This is a genomic window from Nocardia sp. CNS-044 (assembly GCF_059570515.1).
The window spans coordinates 405,661-428,192 of the sequence record NZ_JCANSX010000010.1 but is presented as its reverse complement, the minus strand read 5'-3'; the positions used below and the strand labels follow the sequence as shown (position 1 = coordinate 428,192).

The following is a 22,532-nucleotide window of genomic DNA, read 5'->3' as shown; positions in this document are numbered from 1 at the left end:
TGCGGCCGTGGGACGCACGCACGACAGATCCGCGAGGACGACGATCACGCGCGAGGAGATCGTCGACGCCGCCGTGCGGGTCATCGATCGGGACGGACCACGGCCGAGCATGGACGCCATCGCCAGGGCGGCGGGCATCACCAAGCCGCGCCTGTACCGGCGATTCGCCGACAAGGCCGATCTCTATGCCGAGATCGGTGACCGGATGGGCAAGTCCGTCGCGGCCGCGGCGGGCACCGACATGACCCTGGTGCTGCAACCGCCGCGCATCGCACTGCGCCGCGTGCTCACCGGATACGCCGACCGTATTCTCGAGCACCCCAACGTGTTCCGATTCCTCGGTCGAGCGCAGATGAGCCAGCGCGGCGACGGCTCGGTGCTGCAGTTCGATCTCGGTCGCGCCGCGGCCGAGCGGTTCACGCGACAGGCGCGCGAGATCGCCGAGTCCCTGCCGATCGATCCCGCCGGAATCGACTATCTCGCCCGCGCCGTCGTCGGTTCGGTCGTCGCCGTGACGGATCTGTGGCTGGGTGATTCCGGCCGCCCCGATCCGGAGAGCACGGCCGAATTCGTCGACCGGGCCGGCGGATTGGTCTGGGGACTGATCGACGGATTCCTGCGTGGGCAGGGCATCGTCGCCGACCCCGATTCGCCGATCTTCACCACGCTCGCCGCGCTGGAGTCCGCGCGCTGAACCCCTCCATCGGTCTGTCGGAGCGCACCTGTGACCGCACTTGTTGACAAGCCGCCAATAGTGCTGGAACCTGATGACGACGGACCGGCGCCGAGGCCGGTCCGAGGCGAGCAAAGGATCGAACCATGGCACGCGCCGCGTGGAGTGACGACGAGGTAGAAGCCGTACGCGACCTCGCACGGACGTTCTTCGAGAAGGAAGTCGTCCCGCACGAGGAGAAGTTCGTCGCGCAGGGCCACCCCGACCGCAACCTGTACAACCGCGCGGGCGAACTCGGCCTGCTGTGCACCGCCATCCCGACCGAATACGGCGGCGGGGGCGGCACTTTCGCGCACGAGGCGGCGATCATCGAGGAGCAGGCCTTCGCGGGCGACGGCTCGCTCGGCATGGCGGTGCACAGCTCGATCATCGCGCCGTACCTCATCGAGTTCGGTTCCGCGGAACTCAAGCGGCGGGTGCTGCCCAAGGCGGCCAGCGGCGAGATGGTGCTCTCCATCGGCATGACCGAACCCAGCACCGGCTCGGACCTGCAGAACATCAAGACGCGCGCGGTGCGCGAAGGCGACGAATACGTCATCACCGGCTCGAAGATCTTCATCACCAACGGCTGGCTCTGCGACGGCATCATCATCGCCGCGAAGACGGACCCCGCGAAGGGCGCGGCGGGCGTCTCGCTGATCTTCGCCGAGGTCGGCGACGACACCCCCGGCTTCACCCGCGGCCGCATCCTGAACAAGATCGGCGGCAAGGCCCAGGACACGGCCGAGCTGTTCTTCGACGGACTCCGGGTGCCCGCCGCGAACCTGCTCGGCGAAGCCGAAGGTCAGGGCTTTTACCAGATGATGCGGCTGCTTGCCCAGGAGCGACTCGTCACCGCCATTCTCGCCACCGCCATGATGGAGAAGGCGGTCGAGTTGACCGTCGACTACACCAAGGGCCGCGAGGCATTCGGCAAGCCGCTGTTCGCGATGCAGAACACCAAGTTCGAACTGGCCGAATGCGCGACGCTGGCCAGGGTGTGCCGCACCTTCCTCGACGACGCGATCGTCAAGCATCTGCGCGGCGACCTCGACATCCCGACCGCGGCCATGTCGAAATACTGGATCACCGATCAACTCGGTATCGTGGTCGATCGCTGCCTGCAACTGTTCGGCGGCTACGGCTATATGACGGAGTATCCGATTTCCCAGCTCTACACCGGCGCCCGCGTCCTGCGCATCCTGGCGGGTAGCAACGAAGTGATGAAGGATCTCATTGCGCGGTCTCTCTGAAACCCGAAGCGGCGGAGCGGCGTCGACGGGGCCGAAGAGCGCCGCCGACGAGTCGCCGCGCCGCCGCAGGCTCGAACCCGACGAGCGGCGCGCGCAGATCCTCGCGTGCGCGATCGACATGTTCGGCGAACGTCCGTACGCGGCGGTGTCCACCGCGGAACTCGCGCAGCGCGCCGGAGTGGCCCGCGGGCTGATCAACCACTACTTCGGCAACAAGCGGGATCTGTATCTGGCGGTGGTGCGCCGGATGGTGACCCTGCCCAAGCTCGACGCCATGACGGTGCCCGCGGGGACCGATCGCGAGCGTGTCGACGCCAGCGTGCACTGGCTGCTGGACACCATCGGCGAGCACGGCAGCACCTGGGTGAAGGTCACCAGCCACGAGGGCGTCGGCGACGACCCCGAGGTGCAGCAGATCCTCGACGAGGCCGACGACGCCGCCGCCGAGCGCACGCTGGTGATGATCGGTTTGGCCGGTTCGGCGCACAGTGCCGAACTGCGGGCCATGGTGCGGGCGTACGGCGGGCTGGTCAAAGTCGCGGGCCGGGAGTGGATCACCCGCGGCAACCTCACTCGGGAACAGGTGCACGAACTGCTCGCCGATCTGCTGCTGACGCTGGTCACCGAGACGATGCCCAAGGTCGACCGGCGGCGCTGATCCGCCCGCCGGTTCGGCACGGCTCCGCGCGGTAACCAGCGGATACAGGTCGATCCGCGTGAATCTCGGTTCTGGATCGGGCATTTGGCAGGAGAAAATCGCTCGAATCTTTCCGAGATTCCTGCGGAAGGGCTTGGTAGCCGGGAGTAAGCTGATCTGGACGCCTTCCCGCACTATCGAAGGAGCGCTCGCGTCGCGGCCGACATCCGCGACGTTCGACTCGTCCGCTGGGTGCCGCGGAGGGCGGATGCCTGATGATCCGGCGCCGGCCCGTTGCCTGTCGGGGCGCTGATCTGGTCGCGTGGCCGTCGAGTCGACACTCCCGGTGGCGGACGGATGGTCGGCGTCCAGGCGCCCGCCCACCTGGCCGCGGCACGGCAGCCTGCGACCGCATCATCGGCGCAGCCGGGCTGTCCAATCCAGCGCCCAACTGGCTGAAAACCCATGAGCGGCCGACGCGGGCCTTTGTGAATTACTCGATCGAATCAAGGGATTACACAATGTCCAGCAAAATGATCAAGACCGCCGCCGCGACCGCCATGGCCCTGCCACTGTGCTTCCTCGCAGCGCCCGCCTCGGCGACCCCGGCTCCCGCGGAAGCGGCTCCGGTCTCCGCGTCCGTCACGCCCGCCGGAGGTTCCGTGATCCTCTGTCTGCCTCTCGGCAGTGTCGTCTTCTGTATCTGAGTTCGCCGCACTCGCCGCGCGTACCACGCGGCGTGGCGTCCGAGCCGGCCGTTCACGCGGTCGGCTTCGGCGCGCGGGGCGGCGTTGCGCCGTAGCGCTTTTCGCCACGGTTGCGACACCTGGCACTGTTCCGGGCAATTCGTAGTTATCGCCGAGCGGATCACGCGCGCTTGCGCACGTCAGGACCGATTGTCCTGGCCCGGTGAATCGGTGCTCCGTGCATTGGTCCCTCCCGCGTGCGCCAGCGCATAGCCAGCGATGTCACCGCAAGCTCGGCACGAACCTCACGTTCCGGGTGCCGAGCGTTGTGCCGAGTTCCCTATTTCGTTATCGATCGGACAATTCGGTCTTATTGCGGCAATTCGTCCGTATTCTGTCTGCGTATCGGGCGGGACCGGACAGCCCGGGTTTCCGCGCGATGAGTGAATGCGAGAGGGACCTGGATGGCACGCACGCAACAGTGGCAGGAGCGCGAGCGCTGGCCCGAGGCTTGGCCGGACGAGCGGGAACCGGAGGATCCGTTCCCCTTCGAGCCGCGGCCGATCGTCAATCCCTATGCGATCGTCGCGCTGGTGGCCGCGTTGCTCGCGTTGTTTCCCGTCGCGATCGTCTTCGGGTTCATCGCTTTCAGTCATCCGCGCGGACGGGTGATGGCTTGCTTCGCGCTGCTGCTCGGCGCGGCCGAGGTCGCGGCGGTGGCGGGGTTCTTCGTACTGTCCGGGAACATGTTGCCCGACACCGTTTCCCGCGCCAACCAGGCGACCGCGTCCACGACCGCCCAGGTCACGACGGTCGCCACCACCTCGGCGCCGACTCCGGTGGCCCCGCCGCCGACCACCGCGTCCCCGACCGCCACCCCGCCGACGGTGCGCAAGGGCGAGGCCTGCACCGAAACCCAAGCCGGGCTGATCGGCGCCGCGTCCGACGGCGGAACGCTGCTGTGCCTGGCCAACGCCGCTTCCGACGACGGCTACCAGTGGTCCGGCCCGTACAACGTCGGCACCGGCGTCTACGAGGCGGGCACCAAATGCGACTCCTCCGTCGCCAAAACCGGCCGCACCTCCGACAACCACGCCCTCGTCTGCGAAACCCAATCCCGCACTTCCGCTTGGGTCCTCTGGACGGAATAGGTCTCCTACTCCGCTTTCTTCGCGCGGCTGGGTTGGACCCGGGGTGGCTCGTTGGGCATTTTCGGGTATTGCGGGGGCCAGGGGGCGTCCATGAGGCCGGCGGCCATGTCGCGGTCGGACATTTCGAGGAGGGGGGCGATGGATTGCGGTTGGCGGTCGGACCAGGGGTCGCCGTGTTCGGCGAGGCGGGCGGGGACGGTCGCGATGGTGAGTTCGTCGGGGGCGACGGTGCCCAGGTCGTCCCAGGAGATCGGGGTCGAGACCTGGGCGCCGACCTTCGGGCGCACGCACCACGCGCCGAATACCGTTTTGTGGGGGGCGTTCTGGTTGAAGTCGATGAATACCCGTTGGCCGCGTTCCTCTTTCCACCATTGCGCGGTGATCAGGTCCGGGTGTCTGCGCTCGAGCTCCCTGGCCAGCGCGACCGCGGCCGCCCGCACCTGGTAGCCGTCCCATTTCTCCTGCAGCGCGACGTAGATGTGCAGTCCGCGCGAGCCGGAGGTCTTGACCCGGCATTCGATGCCGAGTTCGGCGAACAGGTCTCTGGTGAGCACGGCGGCGTGCCTGAGATCGTCGAAACCGATACCGGGGGAGGGGTCGAGATCGATCCGCAATTCGTCGGCGATGCGCAGATCGGCGACATGGTTGGGCCAGACGTGGAAACCGAGGCACCCCTGGTTCACCGCCCACAGAATGTGCGCGAGGTCGTGTGCGACGAGCGCGTCGCTGGTGGTGCCGTTCGGCGTCGACACCTCCACGGTGTGCAGCCAGTCGGGCGCCGACTTGGGCACCCGCTTCTGGAACCACGACTTGCCCGACGCCCCATCGGGATACCGCTCCAGCAGCAGCGGCCGGTCGCGCACCACACCGAGGAACGGCTCGGCCACCGCCTGGTAGTAACGCACCAGATCGAGCTTGGTCTCGCCGCGCTTGGTGAAGTACACCTTGTCGGGATTGCTGATGGTGACGGTTCTACCGTCGACCTCGATGTCCACCGACGCCGTCATCGTGACGCCTCGGTGAAGATGGCGCTCAGCTCGGCGGGCGCTACCTCGTCCAGCTGGGCGTAGGTACACGATTCCGGCGTGCGATCGGACCGGAAGCGCACCAGCCTGCCGCCGTGGCGCAGCCGACCGGACTGCACGTGCTCGTAGCGAACCTCGGCCACCAGCTCGGGCCGCAGCGCCTCCCAGGACAGGTCCTTGCCGCCGGTCCAGCGGCTCACGCCCCCCGGCATCTTGCCCTCCGCCTTCGCCTGCGCGGCGGCGTCGGCCCAGTCCCGCCACGGATGGTTCGCCAAAGCGTTCTCCCGCAACGGTTTCAGCTCCTCGACGAGCGACTCGCGCTTGGCCGCGGTGAAACTGCTCGCCACCCCGACGTGATGCAGCCGACCCTCGTCGTCGAACAATCCGAGCAGCAGCGAGCCGACGCCCTGACCGTCCTTGTGCCAGCGGAACCCCGCCACCACGCAGTCGGCCGTCCGCTCGTGCTTGACCTTCAGCATCACCCGCTTGTCCTGCTGGTACGGCTGAGCGTCGGCCTTGACCATGACCCCGTCGAAACCCGCGCCCTCGAACCGGGTGAACCAGTCCTCGGCCACGTCCGGGTCGCGGGTCAGCGGCGTCAGGTGGACGCGAGCCAGCGCGGTGTCCAGAATCGTCTCCAGCATTCGCCTGCGCTCGGCGAACGGTTCGTCGGTGAGGTCCTTGTCGCCGAGGGCGAGCAGATCGAAGGCGACGAAACTCGCGGGCGTCTCCACCGCCAGCTTGTTCACCCGCGACGCGGCCGGATGCAGCCGATTCTGCAGGGTGTCGAAATCCAGGCCGTGTTCGGTGACCACCACGATCTCGCCATCCACCACGCATTTGTCGGGCAGCGCCTGTTTCAGCAGTTCCGCGACCTCGGGAAAATACCGGGTCAGCGGGCGGTCGTTGCGGGAACCGAGTTCGACGTCGTCGCCGTCGCGGAACACCACGCATCGGAATCCGTCCCATTTGGGTTCGAAGCTCAGGCCCGGCTCGCGCGGCACCGACGGCGCGGTCTTGGCCAGCATCGGCCGGACGGGTGGCATCACCGGTAGGTCCACGCGTTCCTCCTCGGGTCTGGTCCTCACCCATGCCGACGTCGTGGCCGACGCGAATTCATCGGTGCTGACCGAGTCGTCCCGGTCGTGGGACAGGTTGCGCAGCGACGTTGAATCAGCCCGGCAATGAGAGACCGTCCCGATCCCAACGGTAAACCCGCCTAATCCAACCAGCCGTGTTGATCGGCGAAGGCGGTGAGGCGGTCGCGGATGGTGAGTATCTCGCCCGCGGTGAGCGCGGGGCTCGCGTCGAGCAGGAGTTCGGTGATCAGGCGCTTGTGCTCGGCGGCGGTGAGCTGGCCGGTCGACGATCGGTCCTTCTTGTGGCGGGACGGGGCGGCGGCCGCACCGCCGACCGCGCTGAGATTGACCGCCTTGGGGCCCCGGTCGCCCTCGGTGACGTCGAATTCGAAGACCCGCCCCTGGCGCAGTTCGTCCTCGTCCAGTCCGATGTCGTTCACGTGCACGAACACATCCGGTCCACCGTCTTCCGGTCGAATGAACCCGAACCCCCGAGAGCTGTCGAACGACACCAATTTCCCGATGGACACCAACACCCGCTCCTCGCCGCCGTCGCTACCCGGCCACTTTAGCTCGCATTATCCGCTTCGTCGTTCGAAAGCGCCTTTTGTGGAGAGTTCACCACCTGCGTATCGAGATCTCTTTTCCGCCGGGAAAGGAAGCGCCGCGGGCATTCTCGATCGACAATTCGCTGGAACAGTCTTGTGTTGAATACAGGCCTGTTCGACAATGGAGTATGGCCACGAGCACTCGGCGATACCGTTCCACCCTGCGCCAGGCGAAGGCCGACGAGACGAGGGCGGCGGTGCTGGCCGCTGCCGCCGAACTGTTCGTCGCCCGCGGGTGGGCGGGCACCTCGATGCGCGACATCGCGGGCCGCGCGGGCTGCGCGGTGGAGACGGTGTACAGCAGCGTCGGCAACAAGCGCGAGATCCTCAAAATGGTGCTCGACGTGGCCGTGGTCGGGGACGACGAGCCGGTGCCCCTGCTCGAGCGGCCGGAATTCCACGCCATCGCGGCGGGCGTCGTCCGCGAGCGCGCCGCGAAGCTGGCGGGCTTGCTCGAGACCGTGAACCGGAGATCGGCGGCGTTGCACCGGGTGCTGGCGCAAGCCGCGGCCGCCGATGCGGAACTGGCCGTCCTCGCGGCCCGCGACCGCGCGAATCGCTGGACGTCGATGCGGGCGGGGCTCGAGGCGGTGACGGGTCGACCCGTCACCGACGCCGAAGCCGACTCGCTGCGCGCTGTTCTCGGTGGCGAGGTCTACCTCGCGCTCACCGAGGAATCGGCGTGGACGCCGGACAAGTATCGAAACTGGGCGGCCGACACCGTGATTCGGCTGCTCGACCTCGCCGAGGAGTAATCGACATGACTTCCTCCGCAGACCTGGAACGGCCCGCCGACACCCGCGTGATAGGAATCGTGCATTCGGCGATGCGCCGTGATCTGCGCAGAGCCAGGAACGCGTTGAGCGCTTGGCCCTATCCGTTCGACGAGCAGCGCGTCGCGATCGCGGAACATCTGCTCTGGATCATGCGCTTCTTGCACCATCACCACGAGTCCGAAGACGAGTACCTCTATCCGCTGGTCCGCGAGCGCGACCCGGCCGCGGCGCACCTGCTCGACCGGATGCACGCCGACCACCGCGCCATCGAACTCGCCGTTGACCGGCTGATCCGCGCGGCGGCGGTCTATCGGGTCAGCGCCGAGGCCCGCGCCGATGTGCTCGCGGCGCTCGACCATCTGGAGACCGTGCTGTACCCGCACTTGGAACGCGAAGAGCACGAGATGATGCCGGTGGTCTCCGCCGTCGTCACCGAACGTGAGTGGCGGCGTTGGGCCGACGTGTACAACATCAAACCCCTCGGCCCGATCGAGCTCTTCGACGAGGGCCTGTTCCTCGTGGACGACGCCTCGCCCGCCGATGCCGCCGCGATCGGCGAGATGGTCCCCGCCGTCCCGCGTTGGCTGATGCTGCACGTCCTGATCAAGCGCTACCGCAAGGCCGCGTTCCGGCGCTGGCACACCGCGGAATTCTCCCCGCTGCACGTGCCGCTGGGCGGCAGCGACGAGGTGTTCTGCTCCGAGCCGCCGGAGGCGGTGTGGGCGGTGCTCGCCGATGTCACCCGCGTCGGCGAGTGGAGCCACGAATGCCGCGACGCCCACTGGCTCGGCGACAGCACTCGCGCGGAGGTCGGCGCCCGCTTCCGCGGCAGCAACAAATCGGGCATCTGGCGCTGGCGGCGCGTCTGCACTTGTACGGTCGTCGACAAACCACGAGAACTGGTCTGGGTGACCGACGGCGGCGTCTTCGGCGACAACTCCGAATGGCGCTTCCGGCTGCGGCCCACACCCGACGGGACCCGCATCGAGCAGACCTTCCGGGTGCTGGCCCTTCCGGTCTGGCTCGACTGGGTGATCTACCGATTCCTTCCCGCGCACCGCGATCGTTCCCGCGCGCTGCACGGCGATCTCGACCGGCTCGCCCAGCTGGTCGAGATCGAATCGTCCTGAAACGCTACGGGTTCATCCGGTACGCGCCCGCGTGACCGAGCACCTCGGCGTAGACGCGATCGGCGCGCGCGGCGTCGGAGATCGGCTTGCGCAGCACGCTGAGCGCCCATTCCTGTTGCGCGGCAGTGGAAGACGACTTGCCGAACACTCCGAGCGCGTAGGCCGAGAAGTCGCGGACGAACAATTCGAAGATGGCGTCCACGTGATCGTCGGGCGTGCCCGCGATCTTCGCCTGCTCCAGGATCAGCTGGCCGTAGGGCAGCAGCGTGAACAACTCGCCGACGGCCAGCTGGTAGTCCAGATCGGTCAGCTGTTCGTCGGTGGCGGGCGCCTGCACCGGGAATTGGACGAACCGCTCCGCCTGCTCCAGGAACAGCGCGACGTTCGGCAGGTGACGGTAGTCGGCGAACGCGGGCCGCCAGTCGGCGAAGCGCACCTTGCCCAGACCCGCGGCGCCGGGCTGGCGGAACAGCGCCGCGTCGTCGCCCGCGTCCCTGCGCACCGGCACCGGCGGCAGGTCGGCGGCGTTGTAGAGGAAGCTCGGCATGAACTTCAGGGTGAGCGCCATGTTCACGTGCGCGGTGCCCTCCAGCCGCGGCATGGAGTCGATCAGGCCGCGCGCCATCGCGAAGTAGGTGTCCTTCTCGAAACCCTTGGCGGAGATGACATCCGAGAGTTCACGGAAGGCGCGCTCGCCCTCGCGCGTCACCTTCATCTTGCCGATCGAGTTGAACATGACGAAACGCCGGTCCGCCGGGGACGATTCGCGCATGTAGTCGATGGCTCGCTCGTGGTAGAGCTTCATGGCGGTGATACGAATGTAGTTGTCGGACAGGATCTGTCGCACCTGGCCGAAGTCGGTGACCGGATGCCCGAACAGGATCTTGTTCGCCGCCTGATCGACGGTCTCGTAGAAGCAGTGCTGCACGATGCCGAGGGTGACCATGCCGATGTTGAACTTGCCGCAGTTCACCGCGGCCAGTGCGACGTCGAAGGCCTTGCGGCCGGTGTGCAGCACGTCGTCGGCGGTGACCGGGTAGTCCGCCAGATCGTAGGCGCTGACGTAGTTCTGGCCGTGAATGACGTTTTTCACCAGGGTGTAACTGGGGTGACCGCTGTCGGCGAGGAACCAGACGTAGGCGTCCGGGCCCTCGACGTCGGTGCGGCGGCCGATGGTCGGCACCAGTCGCGCGACATTGCCGTTGCCGATGTAGTACTTGCTGCCGTTCGCGATGAATCCGCCCGCGCCGTCGGGGGTGAGCAGCATGTCGGTGGAGTAGATGTCGGCGCCGTGGTCCTTCTCGGACAGGCCGAACGCGACGATGCCGCCACGGTCCAGCTCCTCGGCGGCGCGCGCGTGCGCCTTGCCGTTGGCGCTCTGCCAGATGGTGGCGAGGCCGAGGGTCGACACCCCCCACGCGTACCAGTACTGCGCGCCGTAGAACCCGGTGATCTCGTTGAACTTCGAGATGAACGCGGTGTCCCAGCGCTTGTCCGGATCGCCGCCCGCGTGCGCCTTGGGGGTGGCCATGTAGGCGAGGATCCGGGAGTCGGCCAGGTACGCCATCCAGTCGTCGTACCACTCGCCGCGGTGCGCGTCGGCGGTGAGCGCCTGCTTGCCCTTGCTCTCGAAGAAGTCGACGAGCGAGGCCAGCAGCCGCCGGGTCGTCGGGTCGAATTCCGCGAAGGTGTCGGTCTTCGGATTGAACAGGGGCATGGCCGCGTTGCCTTTCATCTGAGGGCGTGTGCCATCAATTTAGAAGTGATGGCACCTGCCGTCAATTGTCTGCCGCGGTTTTCCCGGCAACGACAACGGCCCGCCGCCTCGGGCGAGGCGGCGGGCCGTGGGATCTCTCGGGTCAGGAGCGGTAGATCGAGCGGTAGGCCGTGAGGGTGGCGACGCAGTGGTCGACGATCTGTTCGCGGGTCGCGCGCAGCGAACCGTTCAGCCACGCGGAGAACATTCCGGCATTGCCGCTGGCCATGCTCACCGCGGCCAGCCGGCGCCGGACCGGATCCGCGATGTGGACGAACAGGTGGTCCTGGATCAGCCGGGTGAAGGCGGGCATCACGGCGATGGTGGTCTGGCCGAGGCCGGTGCTCGAATACGGCTCGACCAGGAACAGGCGCGACTTGCGCGGATCCTCCAGCACTTTGTCCACGAGGACTTCCGACAGCGCCCGATCCCTGGACGGGTCGTCGGCCGAGGCGAACGCGGTCATCGGCTCCAGGAACTCCTCGGCGATCTGCCGGTACAGCACATCGAGCAGTTCGTCGCGGCTGCTGAAACTCTCGTAGAAATAGCGGTCGGTGAGGTTGGCACGGCGGCACACCGCGCGCATCGTGACGCCCGCCGCTCCCGCCTCGCCGATCAGATCCAGCGCGGCCTCGAGCAGCGCGGCGCGCCGCGCCTCCCGGCGCTCGGTGAGCGTCGTCCCACCCCAGATGCGGGGACCGGCGTCCTCTGATTCCTGGCCTGTCTGCACCGATTCACAGTAATGCCTACCGGACATCGGCCGTTCAGGCCCCGCTTTCCAGCGCCATTCCGGCGTCGCGCCAGCTGACGATGCCGCCCTCCAGGCTCGCCGCGTCGTATCCGGCGTGCCGGGCGAGCGCGGCGAAGCGCAGCGAGACCGCACCGACCGGACACACGAACACCACCGGCCGCGAGCGCGGGAACGGGACGCCTTGGCCCAGCATGTCGTCGAGCTGATCGTCGCGGATGTTCACCGCGCCGGGGACGTGCCCGATGCGATAGGCCATCGCGCCCCGGGTGTCGACGATGGTGGGGCGTCCGGTGCGGTCCAGTTCCGCGAGTTCGGCGGGCGAGAGCCGTGGCGTGGCCGCGAGTTCGGCGGCCGTCGGTTCCCTACGCCGGTCCGGCCGGTCGAACAGGTCCGGCCTGCGCTTCTTGATGTAGGAGAGGTAGGGCTCGAGCCGATCACAGACGACGATCACCGCGACCACCGGATCGCTCGCGTCACGCGCCGAGAGGTCCAGCTCGGCAAGGGTTTCCATGGCCGCCGCGTAGGCCGCGCCGCTCGTCGGCCCGGCCAGCACACCGTATCCGGTGGCCAGCCGCAGCGTCGCGTCGACGGCGTCGCCGGATGTCACGGTGACGATGCGGTCGTAGAAATCCGGCTGGAACAGCCCGACATCCCACATCTCCGTCTCCGAGCGAATGCCCGGGATGAAATCCGAGCGCTCGGAAACGACGGCGATCGTGCGCAATTCGGGATTGTGCTTGCGCAGATACGTCGCCGCACCCCGGGTGGACCCGGTGGTGCCGAGCCCGCCGACGAGATAATCCACCCGGGCGATGCCGTCGGCCGCGAGGTCCTCGTGGATCTCCCGCCCGGTCCCCAGACAGTGCGCCTCGACGTTCTTCTCGTTGGTGTACTGCGACGGATGATGATACGCGCCGGGCTCTTTCGCCATGGTCGACTCGATCACCGAATACACGTCGTTCGGCGTGGTCGGGTCCGGGCACTCGGAAAGCCCGGGCAGCTCGACGATATCGGTGCCGAGCAGTCGCAGCAGATCGCGCACCTCGGTGACCTTGATCCGATTGGTCACCGCGCGCAGCCCGACGCCGGAGAGTCCCCCGAGCACCCGCAGCGCCTTGGCGGTGTTGCCGCTGGACGCCTCGATCAGCGTCTGTCCCGCGGCGGTGATCGCGTCCAGGTCGTCCCTGATCATGCCCCAGGCGACCCGGTCCTTCACCGAGCCGAACGGGTTGTGCGACTCCAGTTTCGCGTACAACTCGACGTGCTCGAGCCCGTGGACCGCGGGATCGAGGCGCAGCAGCGGCGTATTGCCGATCAGCTCGGTGATGTGGTCGTAGCGCATCAGGGCGCCCCGGCTTCCCGCGGCACCGTGGCGGGCCGTCGCGCCGACAGCGGATCGGCCGGAACGTGCGGTTCGTAGTCGGCGTCGCGGCAGACTTGGAAACCGCCCGCGCGGTGGGCCACGGCCAGTTTCGGCGGCGGTGGCTGCATCGACGCCGAGGCCGCCGAGAGGTCCATGTGGTAGGCGGCGGTGTTGGGGAAGACCACCAGATCCCCCGCCCTCGGGCGATTCGCCAGCCAGACCTTGTGGTTGGTGATCAGGTCGCGCTCGAGGCACAGGCGTCCGGCGAAAAACACTCCCACCGGCTCGGTTTCGCGCACCGGTCGCGGAGCGGGGGCGGTGTCGGCCGCCGAGCACGGCGCGGTGATCGCGCCGTCGCCGGACCACTCGCGCGCGACACTGTCGTGCGCGGCGCCGGGCAGCACGATCGGATCGACCATCACCTCCTGATCGGCCGGTGTCACCGCGTCGCGGCTGAGGTCGACGTTCACCAGCAGCGTGCCGTCACCGAGTTCCTTGACGAACACGACCCGCGCCACCGTCACCCCGGCGTGGTCGACGAGGGCCTTGCCGGGCTCGAGCCAGAGATCGAGCAGATTGTCCGCGGCGACCTGGGCGACTGTGCGTCCGCCGTGCCGTTCGAGGGGCGAGGTCAGCAGCTCGGCGAGCATCCTGGTGGCCGGAATCGTGTTGGCGTACTTGTGGAACACCGGCGTGCCGTGCACCGCCCCGCCTTCGACGTGGTAGCCGAAGGCGTTGTCCCCCCAGCTCATCGGCTCGCCGCGACCGAGAAGCGACTCGCGCAGCGCGCGGACGTAGCCGTCGAACCGGTCGGCGTCGGCGGTGAAGACTTGGCGCAGACCGCCGCCGAGGTCGAGCACGCTGGGGGACAAGCCGTGCGCGTAGGCTTGCTCGACCAGCGCCAAGCAGGCGTCGACGGCACGCACCCGTTCGGCGTTCTCGCCGGTGTCGAGGTGAAAGGCGAAGCCGAGGAACGAGATTCGTCCGCGATGGGCGCTGAGCAGATCCAGGGCGCGGTCCGCATGGCTCAGCGGCACCCCGAAGCGACTCAGCGGCGACCCGGGGAAGCCGGAGACACGAAGCAGCACCGGCACTTCGGCGCGATCACCGGCCAGTTCGGCGATCCGGCGCAGCTCCCACAAGTTGTCCACGTTGATCGTCGCGCCGCGGTCGATCAGATCGCGCAGGAACGCCTCACCTTTCGGGCCGGTCACCTCGATGCGCATCGGCCCGAATCCGGCGCCGATCGCGCTGGCCAGCTCCTGCGGCGAGGCCACGTCGATGGCGATGCCCGCGTGCTCGGCGGTGCGGACGAAGGCGCGGGACTGATTGGCCTTGTGCGCGTAGCAGATTCGATAGCGGGGCAGCTCCAGGTCCAGTGTGGCGCGCAAGTGTTCCAGGTTGTCCGCGAAGACCTGGGGGAAGACGAGATGCACCGGAGACCCGAATCGGATCAGCGTCTCGTCCAAGGCGTCGCGGGCGTCGAGAAAGGCACGAACCAGCGGATGGATCTTCGCGGGTAGCGCCGGTAGCGGCGCCGTCATACCGCGGATTCCGAAGGCTGCGCACTGATTTCGTCGTCGGCCGGATCGGGCTTGTCGGCGACCGGGCTGTACCCGCCGTCGCGCAACGCCTCGAAGGCGCGCGCCCGGTTGCGCGGGCTGCGGAACTCGGCGACCACCCGCTTGCTGATCAGGTCCACCTCGGCGACCACGAGCCCCATCGACTCCAGCACGCCGGTGATCGTGCGGACACAGTGCTTGCAGGTCATATCCGGTACGTAGAAGACACGATCCTCGGCCGTCACCGGATCGTCGGCGGTGCGTTCGTCCAGCGCCGCGGCGACCTCCACCGGGCGGCAGCTCGCCACGATCTCAATGAACACCGCGACGAACCGGTCGACCACGATGGGCAGCAGGCTGTAGTGCGCGCCGTCGAGCTGATGCGGCATCGCGGCGAGGCAGGTCGGTCGGGTACCGGGCGGCAGCAGCGCGTACTGACGGGAAATGACGTCGAGATCCTCGTGGTACTTGGCGATCGCGTCTTCGACGCTCAGGCCCTCGACCGTGGTCGCGCGCCGCATGACAGTGTGCGCGTCGGCGATGGTGGCGTCCTTCATGGCGCGCAGCGTGGCCACCGATTCGGCGGTGTAGCGCACGGTGCCGTCGGGCTGGGCGGCCAGGGTCACCGGGATCATCCCGCGCCGGTAGGTGGAGGCCTGCAACTCCCAGAACCAGCGCGTCGCGACTGCCGCGAACAGGCCCGAATCCCGCATGCCCGTGGCGAATTCGATCGCGTCGCGGTAGGGCGTCTGCCGCGCGAGCAGCGCGTGCTGGGCGAGCGCGCGGCCGGTTGCCTCGATACCGACGCGGAAGATCTCGAGCGGTTCGTGATCGGTGGTGGTGCCCACCAGCACGGCGCGCTCCCGGCTGCCGAGTTCCTCGGCGCGGCGCACCAGCGCGGTATCGGCCCGCAGCGCGTGCCACAGCGCGAGGACGGTCTCGCGCATTGCGATCGGCACGAGCGGGCCGAGGCCGTCGGCGCGGTAGTGCCCGGTGTTGGGGATGCCGTCGCTGTCGGTCCACGCGATGCGGTGGGTGGCGGTGGTCACCTGATTCGGGCGGCAGGGCCGCATGAACCGCTCCATGTACAGCCGCTGCGAATACGTGAGATGGCTGTTCGCTTCCGGACGCAATGCGGCACAGGTGAATTCGACGCGTCGCGGATCGGGTGGCACCGGGACGTCGCCGAACAGCCCTGGCTGGGCGAGCCCGGCGAGAACCCGGGACGCCGCCCTGCGGTCGTAGCGCGGGGTGTCGGTGTTCACGTGACCTCCTCGGCAATCGTCGTGACGCAGGCGGTGAACCGGTCGATCTCGTCGAGGGTGTTGTAGATGTGCGTGCTGACCCGCACCGAGTCCAGGTCGTCGGCGCCGGGGCCCGCCGCGGGCGTGCAGTGCAGTCCGGTGCGCACCAGGAAACCCATCTCGCCGAGCACGAAACCCAGGTCGGCGGCACTGATTCCGGCGATGCGGAACGAGACGATGCCGTAGCCCGTCGCGCACGGCGCGTAGGCGGGCCCGGGCAGGAACTCCAGCCCGGGCGCCGCGCGCAGTCGCTCGATCAGCCGCAGGGTGAGCGCGCGGTTGTGCGCGGCGATGGCCTCGATGCCGAAGGACTCGAGCACGTCCAGCGCGCTGCCCAGTGCCAGGATGCCGGGGATGTTGTGGGTGCCGCCCTCGAGCAGGTCGGGCATCGCCGTGCCGACCAGCCCCGACTCGGTGAGCCGCACCCCCGAATTCCCGCCGGGCAGGAAGGGCAGCAGCCGATCGTGAATCCGCCGGTGGCAGTAGAGGATCCCGACTCCGGGCGCACCGAACATCTTGTGCGCGGCGAATACCGCGAAATCGGCGCCGAGCTCGGTGACGTCGACCGGCAGGTGCCCGCCGCTCTGGCTGCAGTCGAAGCACAGCAGTACCGACGGATCAATCCGTCCGTGCAGTTCTTCCAGCGTGGTCACCGCGCCGTAGACGTGGTGCAGGTGGCTGGTGACGATCAGCCTGGTGCGCGGGGTCAGCTTTCCGAGGATGTCGGCGGTGTCGGCCTCGCCGAGTTCGGTGGTCCGGTAGGGGACCAGCTCGATGCGGCGGCCGAACCGGGCGAGCAACTGGCGTAGGTGGTGCCAGGGATGCACGGCGGAGGCGTGATCGCGCGGGTTGTAGAGGATTTCGTCGCCGTCGGCGAGCTCGGCCAGTCCCCACGACAGCGCGACCGCGTTGAGCGCCGCGGTGGCGCCCGCGGTGAAGACCACCTCGTCGGGATGGTCGGCGCCGAGGAACGCCGCGGCGCGGGCGCGCACGTCCGCAACCCGCGCGGTCAGCTCGGTCGACCAAGCGTAGGTACCGCGCCCGGCGTTGGCGGTGCGGGAGGAGTGGTAACGGTGGATCGTCTCGATGACCGGCAGCGGCTTCTGCGTGGTCGCCGCGCTGTCCAGATAGACCTCGGGCGATTCCGTCAGCGCCGGAAACAGCGCGCGCACGGCGTCGGCACGGACAATATCGGTGCGGGGCGGTGGCGAAGCGGGGAACCGGTGACCGGGGGAGTGGCGCACGGTCGGGGAGCGGGTGAAGTGCGAGCCTGGCGCGGGTGACCGCAACGTGACGCTCCCTTCACGCCGATGCCCTGGACACCCACCAACGATACGCACTTTTCCCGAGGTGATCGAAGAATTCAGGTGGACAACGTCTTTCACGCGCTAGCCTGGACCGCATGCCATTGAGCCAGGACGAGCGTCAGCGATTTCTCGCAGAGCCGCACATCGCGGCGTTGGCCGTCGCGGCGGGCCAGGATCGCGGCCCGCTGAACGTGCCGATCTGGTACCAGTACGCACCCGGCGCCGAGGTGTGGGTGCTGACCGGTCCGGAGTCGGCGAAGATGCGGCATATCAGGCAGGCGGGCCGCTTCAGCCTGATGGTGCAGCGGCTCGAGCCCACGGTGCGTTACGTCAGCGTGGAGGGGCCGGTCACCCGGATCACGCCGATGACCGACGAACTGCACCGCGAGATGGTCGCCCGTTACCTGCCGCCGGACAAGGTCGACGCCTACCTGAAGGCCGCCGAGGCGTACGGCGAGCAGGTCGCGGTGTACATGCGACCCGAGCGGTGGCTGTCCGCCGACCTCGGCGACCTGTCCGCGCTCTAGACAGGGCCTGGACGCGCGAGTTCAGTACCGGCCCTGGAGATAGTCGACCAGGTGCTGGCGTTCGGTCGCGAGTTCGGAGATCGCGCTCTTGACCACGTCGCCGATGCTGACGATGCCGATCAGCCGGTCGTCCACGACCACAGGCAGATGCCGGATCCGGTGGTCCGTCATGATTCGGCGCAAACTGTCGACGTGGTCGTCGGGCGCGCAGGTGCGGACCTCGACGGTCATGATGTCCGCGACGGGCGTGTCCAGCAGGTCCGCGCCGAGTTCGTGCAGGCGGCGCACCACATCGCGCTCGGAGACGATGCCCGCGATCCGCATGCCGTCGGGGGACACCACCACCGCGCCGATGTTGTGCTCGGCCAAAGCGGCCAGCAGGCTCCGCACCGTCGTGTCGGGCGGAACCGTGGCGACGTCGCTACCTTTCCTGCGCAAGATCTCCGCGATTCGCATACTTTTCACCATCCAGACTCACGGGGTTCCAGGATCGCAAGTTCGGCAGCGGGTGACCAGCACGAATCCGCATCGTTGCGCGGGCGATATCTACAAACGCCGCGCCACGCTGCGGTCGAGGTCCCTGGCCAGCAGGGCGATGGCCGCCTGTGAGATGCCCGCCGAGGTGGCGAGGTCGATGGTGGTCAGCTGTGCGATGCGGCGCAGCCGGTAGTCGACGGTGTTGGGATGGACGTACAGCTGGCGCGCGGTGAGCTGGCGGTTCATGTCGTTGCCCAGGTACGCACGCATGGTGTCGAACAGTTCGGGGTGCGCGTCGAGCGGGTCGAGGATGGTCGCGATCCGCCGGGCGGCGGGCCCGCCGCGGGTGAGCTGGTATTCCACGGCCAGGTCGGACATCTGATACAGCCCGGCGGCGCGGCCGCCGACGCGGACCAGGTTCAGCAGTTCGTGGGCCTGTTCGGCGGAATCCGGGATCCGATCGGTGTCGCCGACGACGACGGTGGCGGTGAGCGGCACCTCGGCGCCCGCGGAGAGGGTGTCGAGCAATTCCGCGGTGAGCGCGGGGGTGTCCTCGCCGAGCGGAATGAGCAGCGTGCCGCCCTTGGTGGAGAGCAGGGCGAGCGCGCGCGAGCGGAAGACCGTGGCCAGCGCGGACTGTAGTCGGCGTAGCTTGCGGCGGGCGGCGACCTGCGCGTCGACTCGCGGCTCGCGCTCGTCCGGATGCTCCGGCACCGAGAGCGCCACCACTTGGTACGCCTCCGCGATCGGGATGCCCGCCTGCCTCGCGAGCGCGGAACTGCCGCGACCGCTGAGCAGGGCGGAGGCCAGCGTCTGCGCCGCAGTCTGGTGCTCGCGGGCGACGAGGTGCTGCTCGTCGACGTAGGCGTCGGAGACCGCGGCCGTGATGACCTCGAGCAGTTCCAGCATCAGATCGGTCGCGACGATCAGCTCGTCCACGTCGTCGGCCTTGGCGCCCTCGGTGACCAAGCCGAAGGCGATGCGCAGGCCCTCGTGGTAGGCGCGCAGGATGGTGCCGAGCGGGACCGCCTCGCGCGCCCACTGCGCCGCGGCTTCCCTGACCTCGCCGAGCTGGGCGTCGTCGGGCACCGTCCGGCGATCGAACATCTCGGCCGCCAGCGCGAGGCAGAAGCGCGTCACCTTGGTGACGTCGCCGCGCATCTGCTCACCGGGCAGCGTGCGGCACGGCGCGACGCAGGTCGCGAAGTACCCCACCATGCGCGAGGCGACCCCGTCGGTGTTCTGCAGGGGCACCGATGCCGGCTGTCCGCCTATTTCGAGCGCCGTTGCGGACGTGTCGGCGGACAGATCCAGCGCGGTGAAGGTCATACGTAGTGCTCCAGTGCCACATCGGACGAAATAGAACTGCGCCCGAATCGTTGCATCACTATACGAAACGGTTATGGGCAGGGGGAGGGTTCGGTGAGATACGTTGCATCGCACCACCGTTGTGCATAGTTCCGAATGCAAGCTTCGAAATCGCGGTGACCGGCGGATCGGCGCTCGGATCGGATGTATCGGCGTCGGCGTATCAGACGGCCGCAGTCGATCGCGCCGATGTGTGAGCCCTCGGAGTCGCCGCGCCCTGCCGCCGAGCGCGGCGGACCTATGAAGTGGGCGCGTTTCGGTTCTCTGGCTCCCCGCGGGGATGTCCGGTCGACGTCTCGCTGGTGCGCGGCGCCGACAGGCTCCCGTGCGGCGGCCGAGTCGTCGGCGCCGGGGATGGCTCGCTCCCGAGCCGGACTCTATCCCCCTCCGTCTTCCATTGCGGCGCTGTGGATTTCGCGTTCTATCGCCACCGCCGCATAGTGCTGTCCGCAGGCACGCAGCTGGGCGATGCGACGGTGCACTGCCTCGGTGCCGTAGACGGCGGCGATATCGGCGACGCCGAGTCGGCGGGAACGATGTAGCGACTGATCCATGGGAAAGACCTTCGGGCGGTAGCGAGGAGTCCTCGTGGCAACGCTGGCACGGGCTCGGTGAATCTCCTCTGTTTTCGGGCCGAGTGTAGGTCCGTGTTCGATACAGATGCAAGTACAGATGCGCGAACATCGCTGTGCGATAACGGTTTTGACAACGCGCCGTGATCTTGGACGGCCAACTGTCTCGGCCAGCGGCCCTCGTAGCGCATGGCGTGTGATCCGGGAGTGAATCTTCTCGTCGACAGTGGCGTGGATGCGCCGCCTCGGCCGCCGCGCCCTCTTGTCTCGAAACCGTTGTTGGCCGCGGATTGCGGTGGTACCGTCCAGACACGTGTCCAGGTATCTGTCTCAACGGTTGTATCCGTCGGAACGGTCTGGGCGAACCCGTTCTCGAAATCGAGGTGTGTGATGACAGCCAGGGTGTCCGTGCCCGGCGAGGGGAGGGCGCCGTGAAGATCTCCGTCGACCTCGACCTGTGCCAGGGCCACGCCGTCTGCCAGTCCGAGGCGCCCGACGTCTTCGCCGTGCCCAAACGCGGCCAGGTGGAGATCCTCGAGCCGAGCCCGGACCCGGAACTGCGCGAAGCGGTCGCGAGCGCGATCCGCTACTGCCCGACCAGGGCCCTCTCCCTCGCCGACGACGGCGAGACCGACGACGCCGCGAAAGGTGCACACTGATGGCCGCTTACGACCGCGCCGAGCTCGACGAGATGATCCGCCGCTGGATCGTCGAGAACCAGCGCTGCGAGGAGAAGGGCGACTGGAAGCCGCTCGCCGAGATGTACACCGTGGACGCGACCTACGGCTGGAACTACGGTCCGGCCCAGGAATTCATGGCGGTCGGACGCGACGAGATCCGCGATATCGCGCTGGGACAGGAGATGTCGGGCCTCGAGGGCTGGACCTACCCGTACCAGGAGTTCGTCGTCGACGACCGCAGCGGGACCGTGATCGGTTTCTGGAAGCAGGTCGCCGACGCGCAGCGCCCCGACGGTCGTCCGTACAGTCCGGAGGGCATCGGCGGCAGCTGGTTCCGGTACGGGGGCGATTTCCAATGGTCCTGGCAGCGCGACTTCTTCGACTTCGGCAACGTCTCGGCGTTGTTCCTGGAGATGATCACGAACAACGCGCTGACCCCCGGCATGCAGCAGCGCATCGCCCGCTCGACCTCCGGCACGCCGCTGCCCGGCTGGTACCGCGTCGGCGAAGCGCCCGCCTCGCTGTGGTGACGGCGATGAGCGCGATACCGAGCCGCTACGCGCGGTTCTCCCGGCAGACGTTGGCCGCGCTGGTACCCGAACTGCTGTTGTGCGGGCACCTCATCGACCGTTCCGGCATGGCGCACTCCATCGCCGCGTTCGGCAGAACCGGCATGGCGGAGGTGGCCATCGAGGAGTGGCGGCTGGCCAGTCCCGTGTACACCCGCAGGATGCAGCGGGCGCTCGGCTTCGCGGGCGACGGCGTGGCGACCATCTTCAAGGGGTTGCAGCTCGACATCGGCGCGCCGCCGCAGTTCATGGACTTCCGCTTCCGGGTGGACGACCACGAGCACGGCGAATTCTGGCTCGACCACTGCGGCGCGCTGGCCGACGTCGAGCCGATGGGTGAGGACTTCGTGGTGTCGATGTGCCACGACATCGAGGACCCGACCTTCGACGCGACCGCGCTGGCGACGAACCCGCACGCGCAGGTCCGCCCCATTCATCGCCCGCCACGGCGGCCCGCCGACCGCCGACCGGTCTGCGCCTGGCGGGTCACCATCGACGCGGCCAACGAACCGCCGCCGGTGCCGCGCGACGCGGCCGTGGTGGCCGAGTCCGCCGCCGCGCGAACCGTATTGGCGCCCATCGATCCCGCCGACGACGGCCGGTGCGACTACGCCGGACCGCTGCTGAGCGACCTGCGTTTCGCGGACTTCTCGCATTCGGCGCTGGTGCGCATGGCCGAGGAGGTGTGTCTCCAGCACCATCTGCTGACCCTCGGTTTCCTGGTGGCCGTGCGGGCCAAGGCCGACGCGCCGGCCGCGACGGAGATCGCGCGCAAACAGTTCACCGGCATCGCCGGACTCACCGCCGACCGCATCCGGCGCTGCCTGCGGCTCGGCGACGACGCGGACGCCCTCGCCACCGTGCTGGCGGCGCATCCGGCGCTGAACCCGTTGCCCTATACCGGCATCACCATCTACGGCACGGACGACACTGTGCGCCTGCGTATTCCGCGCGACAGCGGCGCGGGTGCCGACGGCGCGTGGCCCGCGCTGCTCGATCCCGAGCACCTCGCGCCGCTGGACGCGCTGGCTCGGGCGGTGAACCCGCGCTGGTTCGCCACGGCCGTCGACGGCGACGACGGTGTGCTGACCGTCGATTTCGAACTCGCCGACCAACCGTTCCGCGAGGCCGCCGAAGTCGCCATCACCCGATTCAGCACCGGCGCGGACTTCGCGTTCACCGATCGCGGAAAACCCTTGCCGCTCACCGTGGTGTGACGGCCGACGAGCGAGACATCAG

Annotated in this window: 23 protein-coding genes; 11 read left to right on the top strand and 12 right to left on the bottom strand. The window is 68.4% G+C overall.

Features of this window, described 5'->3' with window-relative positions:
• Positions 1 to 7 precede the first annotated feature (7 nt).
• From T333_RS27905 to T333_RS27885, 5 genes are all read left to right on the top strand, one after another.
• Positions 8 to 694: a TetR/AcrR family transcriptional regulator gene (locus tag T333_RS27905; RefSeq protein WP_496426344.1), complete on the top strand. Its 687-nt coding sequence runs from the start codon at positions 8 to 10 to the stop codon at positions 692 to 694.
• A gap of 125 nt (positions 695 to 819) precedes the next feature.
• A complete protein-coding gene (locus T333_RS27900; RefSeq protein WP_355003605.1) occupies positions 820 to 1,965 on the top strand; it encodes an acyl-CoA dehydrogenase family protein in 1,146 nt (381 codons plus the stop codon).
• Positions 1,949 to 2,623, top strand: a complete 675-nt coding sequence (locus tag T333_RS27895; RefSeq protein ID WP_496426343.1) for a TetR/AcrR family transcriptional regulator — start codon at positions 1,949 to 1,951, stop codon at positions 2,621 to 2,623. The genes T333_RS27900 and T333_RS27895 overlap by 17 nt, the downstream gene beginning before the upstream one ends.
• Before the next feature lie 500 nt (positions 2,624 to 3,123).
• Positions 3,124 to 3,309: a hypothetical protein gene (locus tag T333_RS27890; protein WP_355003604.1), complete on the top strand. Its 186-nt coding sequence runs from the start codon at positions 3,124 to 3,126 to the stop codon at positions 3,307 to 3,309.
• Between the two features lie 443 nt (positions 3,310 to 3,752).
• Positions 3,753 to 4,439, top strand: a complete 687-nt coding sequence (locus T333_RS27885; protein WP_355003603.1) for a hypothetical protein — start codon at positions 3,753 to 3,755, stop codon at positions 4,437 to 4,439.
• 5 nt (positions 4,440 to 4,444) lie between these two features.
• Here the strand turns inward: T333_RS27885 and ligD are convergent, their stop codons facing one another.
• The 3 genes from ligD to T333_RS27870 all read right to left on the bottom strand — a co-directional run bounded on the left by ligD (position 4,445) and on the right by T333_RS27870 (position 7,073).
• Positions 4,445 to 5,446: a non-homologous end-joining DNA ligase gene (gene ligD, locus T333_RS27880; protein ID WP_496426342.1), complete on the bottom strand. Its 1,002-nt coding sequence runs from the start codon at positions 5,444 to 5,446 to the stop codon at positions 4,445 to 4,447.
• Positions 5,443 to 6,525: an ATP-dependent DNA ligase gene (locus T333_RS27875; protein WP_496426341.1), complete on the bottom strand. Its 1,083-nt coding sequence runs from the start codon at positions 6,523 to 6,525 to the stop codon at positions 5,443 to 5,445. The genes ligD and T333_RS27875 overlap by 4 nt, the downstream gene beginning before the upstream one ends.
• 158 nt (positions 6,526 to 6,683) lie before the next feature.
• The gene (locus tag T333_RS27870; RefSeq protein WP_372507985.1) at positions 6,684 to 7,073 is read right to left on the bottom strand and encodes a cold-shock protein; all 390 of its coding nucleotides are present in this window, start codon (positions 7,071 to 7,073) and stop codon (positions 6,684 to 6,686) included.
• Between the two features lie 206 nt (positions 7,074 to 7,279).
• Between T333_RS27870 and T333_RS27865 the strand changes: the two genes are divergently transcribed.
• Both T333_RS27865 and T333_RS27860 read left to right on the top strand, forming a co-directional pair.
• Positions 7,280 to 7,906: a TetR/AcrR family transcriptional regulator gene (locus T333_RS27865; protein WP_355003600.1), complete on the top strand. Its 627-nt coding sequence runs from the start codon at positions 7,280 to 7,282 to the stop codon at positions 7,904 to 7,906.
• A 5-nt stretch (positions 7,907 to 7,911) separates the two neighbouring features.
• Positions 7,912 to 9,057 carry a hemerythrin domain-containing protein gene (locus tag T333_RS27860; protein WP_496426340.1) on the top strand — a complete coding sequence of 382 codons (1,146 nt, stop codon included), beginning with the start codon at positions 7,912 to 7,914 and terminating at the stop codon, positions 9,055 to 9,057.
• Between the two features lie 4 nt (positions 9,058 to 9,061).
• On the opposite strand, the gene T333_RS27855 is transcribed toward T333_RS27860, so the two are convergent.
• The 6 genes from T333_RS27855 to T333_RS27830 form a co-directional block, all read right to left on the bottom strand.
• The gene (locus tag T333_RS27855; protein WP_496426339.1) at positions 9,062 to 10,792 is read right to left on the bottom strand and encodes an acyl-CoA dehydrogenase family protein; all 1,731 of its coding nucleotides are present in this window, start codon (positions 10,790 to 10,792) and stop codon (positions 9,062 to 9,064) included.
• A gap of 124 nt (positions 10,793 to 10,916) precedes the next feature.
• Positions 10,917 to 11,543 (bottom strand): TetR/AcrR family transcriptional regulator, encoded by a 627-nt coding sequence (locus tag T333_RS27850; protein WP_355003597.1) that lies wholly within the window; start codon positions 11,541 to 11,543, stop codon positions 10,917 to 10,919.
• A 34-nt stretch (positions 11,544 to 11,577) separates the two neighbouring features.
• Positions 11,578 to 12,906 (bottom strand): pyridoxal-phosphate dependent enzyme, encoded by a 1,329-nt coding sequence (locus T333_RS27845; protein ID WP_496426338.1) that lies wholly within the window; start codon positions 12,904 to 12,906, stop codon positions 11,578 to 11,580.
• On the bottom strand, positions 12,906 to 14,471 hold the full coding sequence (locus tag T333_RS27840) for an alanine racemase (RefSeq protein WP_496426337.1): 1,566 nt from the start codon (positions 14,469 to 14,471) through the stop codon (positions 12,906 to 12,908). Before T333_RS27840 ends, T333_RS27845 begins: the two co-directional genes overlap by 1 nt.
• Positions 14,468 to 15,754, bottom strand: coding sequence for a heavy-metal-associated domain-containing protein (locus tag T333_RS27835; protein WP_496426336.1), 1,287 nt, complete (start codon positions 15,752 to 15,754; stop codon positions 14,468 to 14,470). Before T333_RS27835 ends, T333_RS27840 begins: the two co-directional genes overlap by 4 nt.
• Complete coding sequence (locus tag T333_RS27830) at positions 15,751 to 16,965, bottom strand: aminotransferase class V-fold PLP-dependent enzyme (protein WP_496426335.1); 1,215 nt, start codon at positions 16,963 to 16,965, stop codon at positions 15,751 to 15,753. The genes T333_RS27835 and T333_RS27830 overlap by 4 nt, the downstream gene beginning before the upstream one ends.
• Before the next feature lie 230 nt (positions 16,966 to 17,195).
• Between T333_RS27830 and T333_RS27825 the strand changes: the two genes are divergently transcribed.
• Positions 17,196 to 17,627: a pyridoxamine 5'-phosphate oxidase family protein gene (locus T333_RS27825; protein WP_355003592.1), complete on the top strand. Its 432-nt coding sequence runs from the start codon at positions 17,196 to 17,198 to the stop codon at positions 17,625 to 17,627.
• A 21-nt stretch (positions 17,628 to 17,648) separates the two neighbouring features.
• On the opposite strand, the gene T333_RS27820 is transcribed toward T333_RS27825, so the two are convergent.
• From T333_RS27820 to T333_RS27810, 3 genes are all read right to left on the bottom strand, one after another.
• Positions 17,649 to 18,083 (bottom strand): CBS domain-containing protein, encoded by a 435-nt coding sequence (locus T333_RS27820; RefSeq protein ID WP_355003591.1) that lies wholly within the window; start codon positions 18,081 to 18,083, stop codon positions 17,649 to 17,651.
• 90 nt (positions 18,084 to 18,173) lie between these two features.
• The gene (locus T333_RS27815; protein WP_496426334.1) at positions 18,174 to 19,433 is read right to left on the bottom strand and encodes a PucR family transcriptional regulator; all 1,260 of its coding nucleotides are present in this window, start codon (positions 19,431 to 19,433) and stop codon (positions 18,174 to 18,176) included.
• Positions 19,434 to 19,849: 416 nt separating this feature from the next.
• On the bottom strand, positions 19,850 to 20,026 hold the full coding sequence (locus T333_RS27810; protein ID WP_355003589.1) for a hypothetical protein: 177 nt from the start codon (positions 20,024 to 20,026) through the stop codon (positions 19,850 to 19,852).
• A gap of 449 nt (positions 20,027 to 20,475) precedes the next feature.
• On the opposite strand from T333_RS27810, the gene T333_RS27805 reads away from it, so the two are divergent.
• The 3 genes from T333_RS27805 to T333_RS27795 are packed head-to-tail and all read left to right on the top strand — an operon-like array spanning position 20,476 to position 22,510.
• The gene (locus T333_RS27805; RefSeq protein ID WP_355003588.1) at positions 20,476 to 20,703 is read left to right on the top strand and encodes a ferredoxin; all 228 of its coding nucleotides are present in this window, start codon (positions 20,476 to 20,478) and stop codon (positions 20,701 to 20,703) included.
• The gene (locus T333_RS27800; protein ID WP_357246697.1) at positions 20,703 to 21,254 is read left to right on the top strand and encodes a Cif family virulence factor; all 552 of its coding nucleotides are present in this window, start codon (positions 20,703 to 20,705) and stop codon (positions 21,252 to 21,254) included. The genes T333_RS27805 and T333_RS27800 overlap by 1 nt, the downstream gene beginning before the upstream one ends.
• Before the next feature lie 5 nt (positions 21,255 to 21,259).
• Complete coding sequence (locus T333_RS27795; RefSeq protein WP_496426333.1) at positions 21,260 to 22,510, top strand: hypothetical protein; 1,251 nt, start codon at positions 21,260 to 21,262, stop codon at positions 22,508 to 22,510.
• Positions 22,511 to 22,532 lie beyond the last annotated feature (22 nt).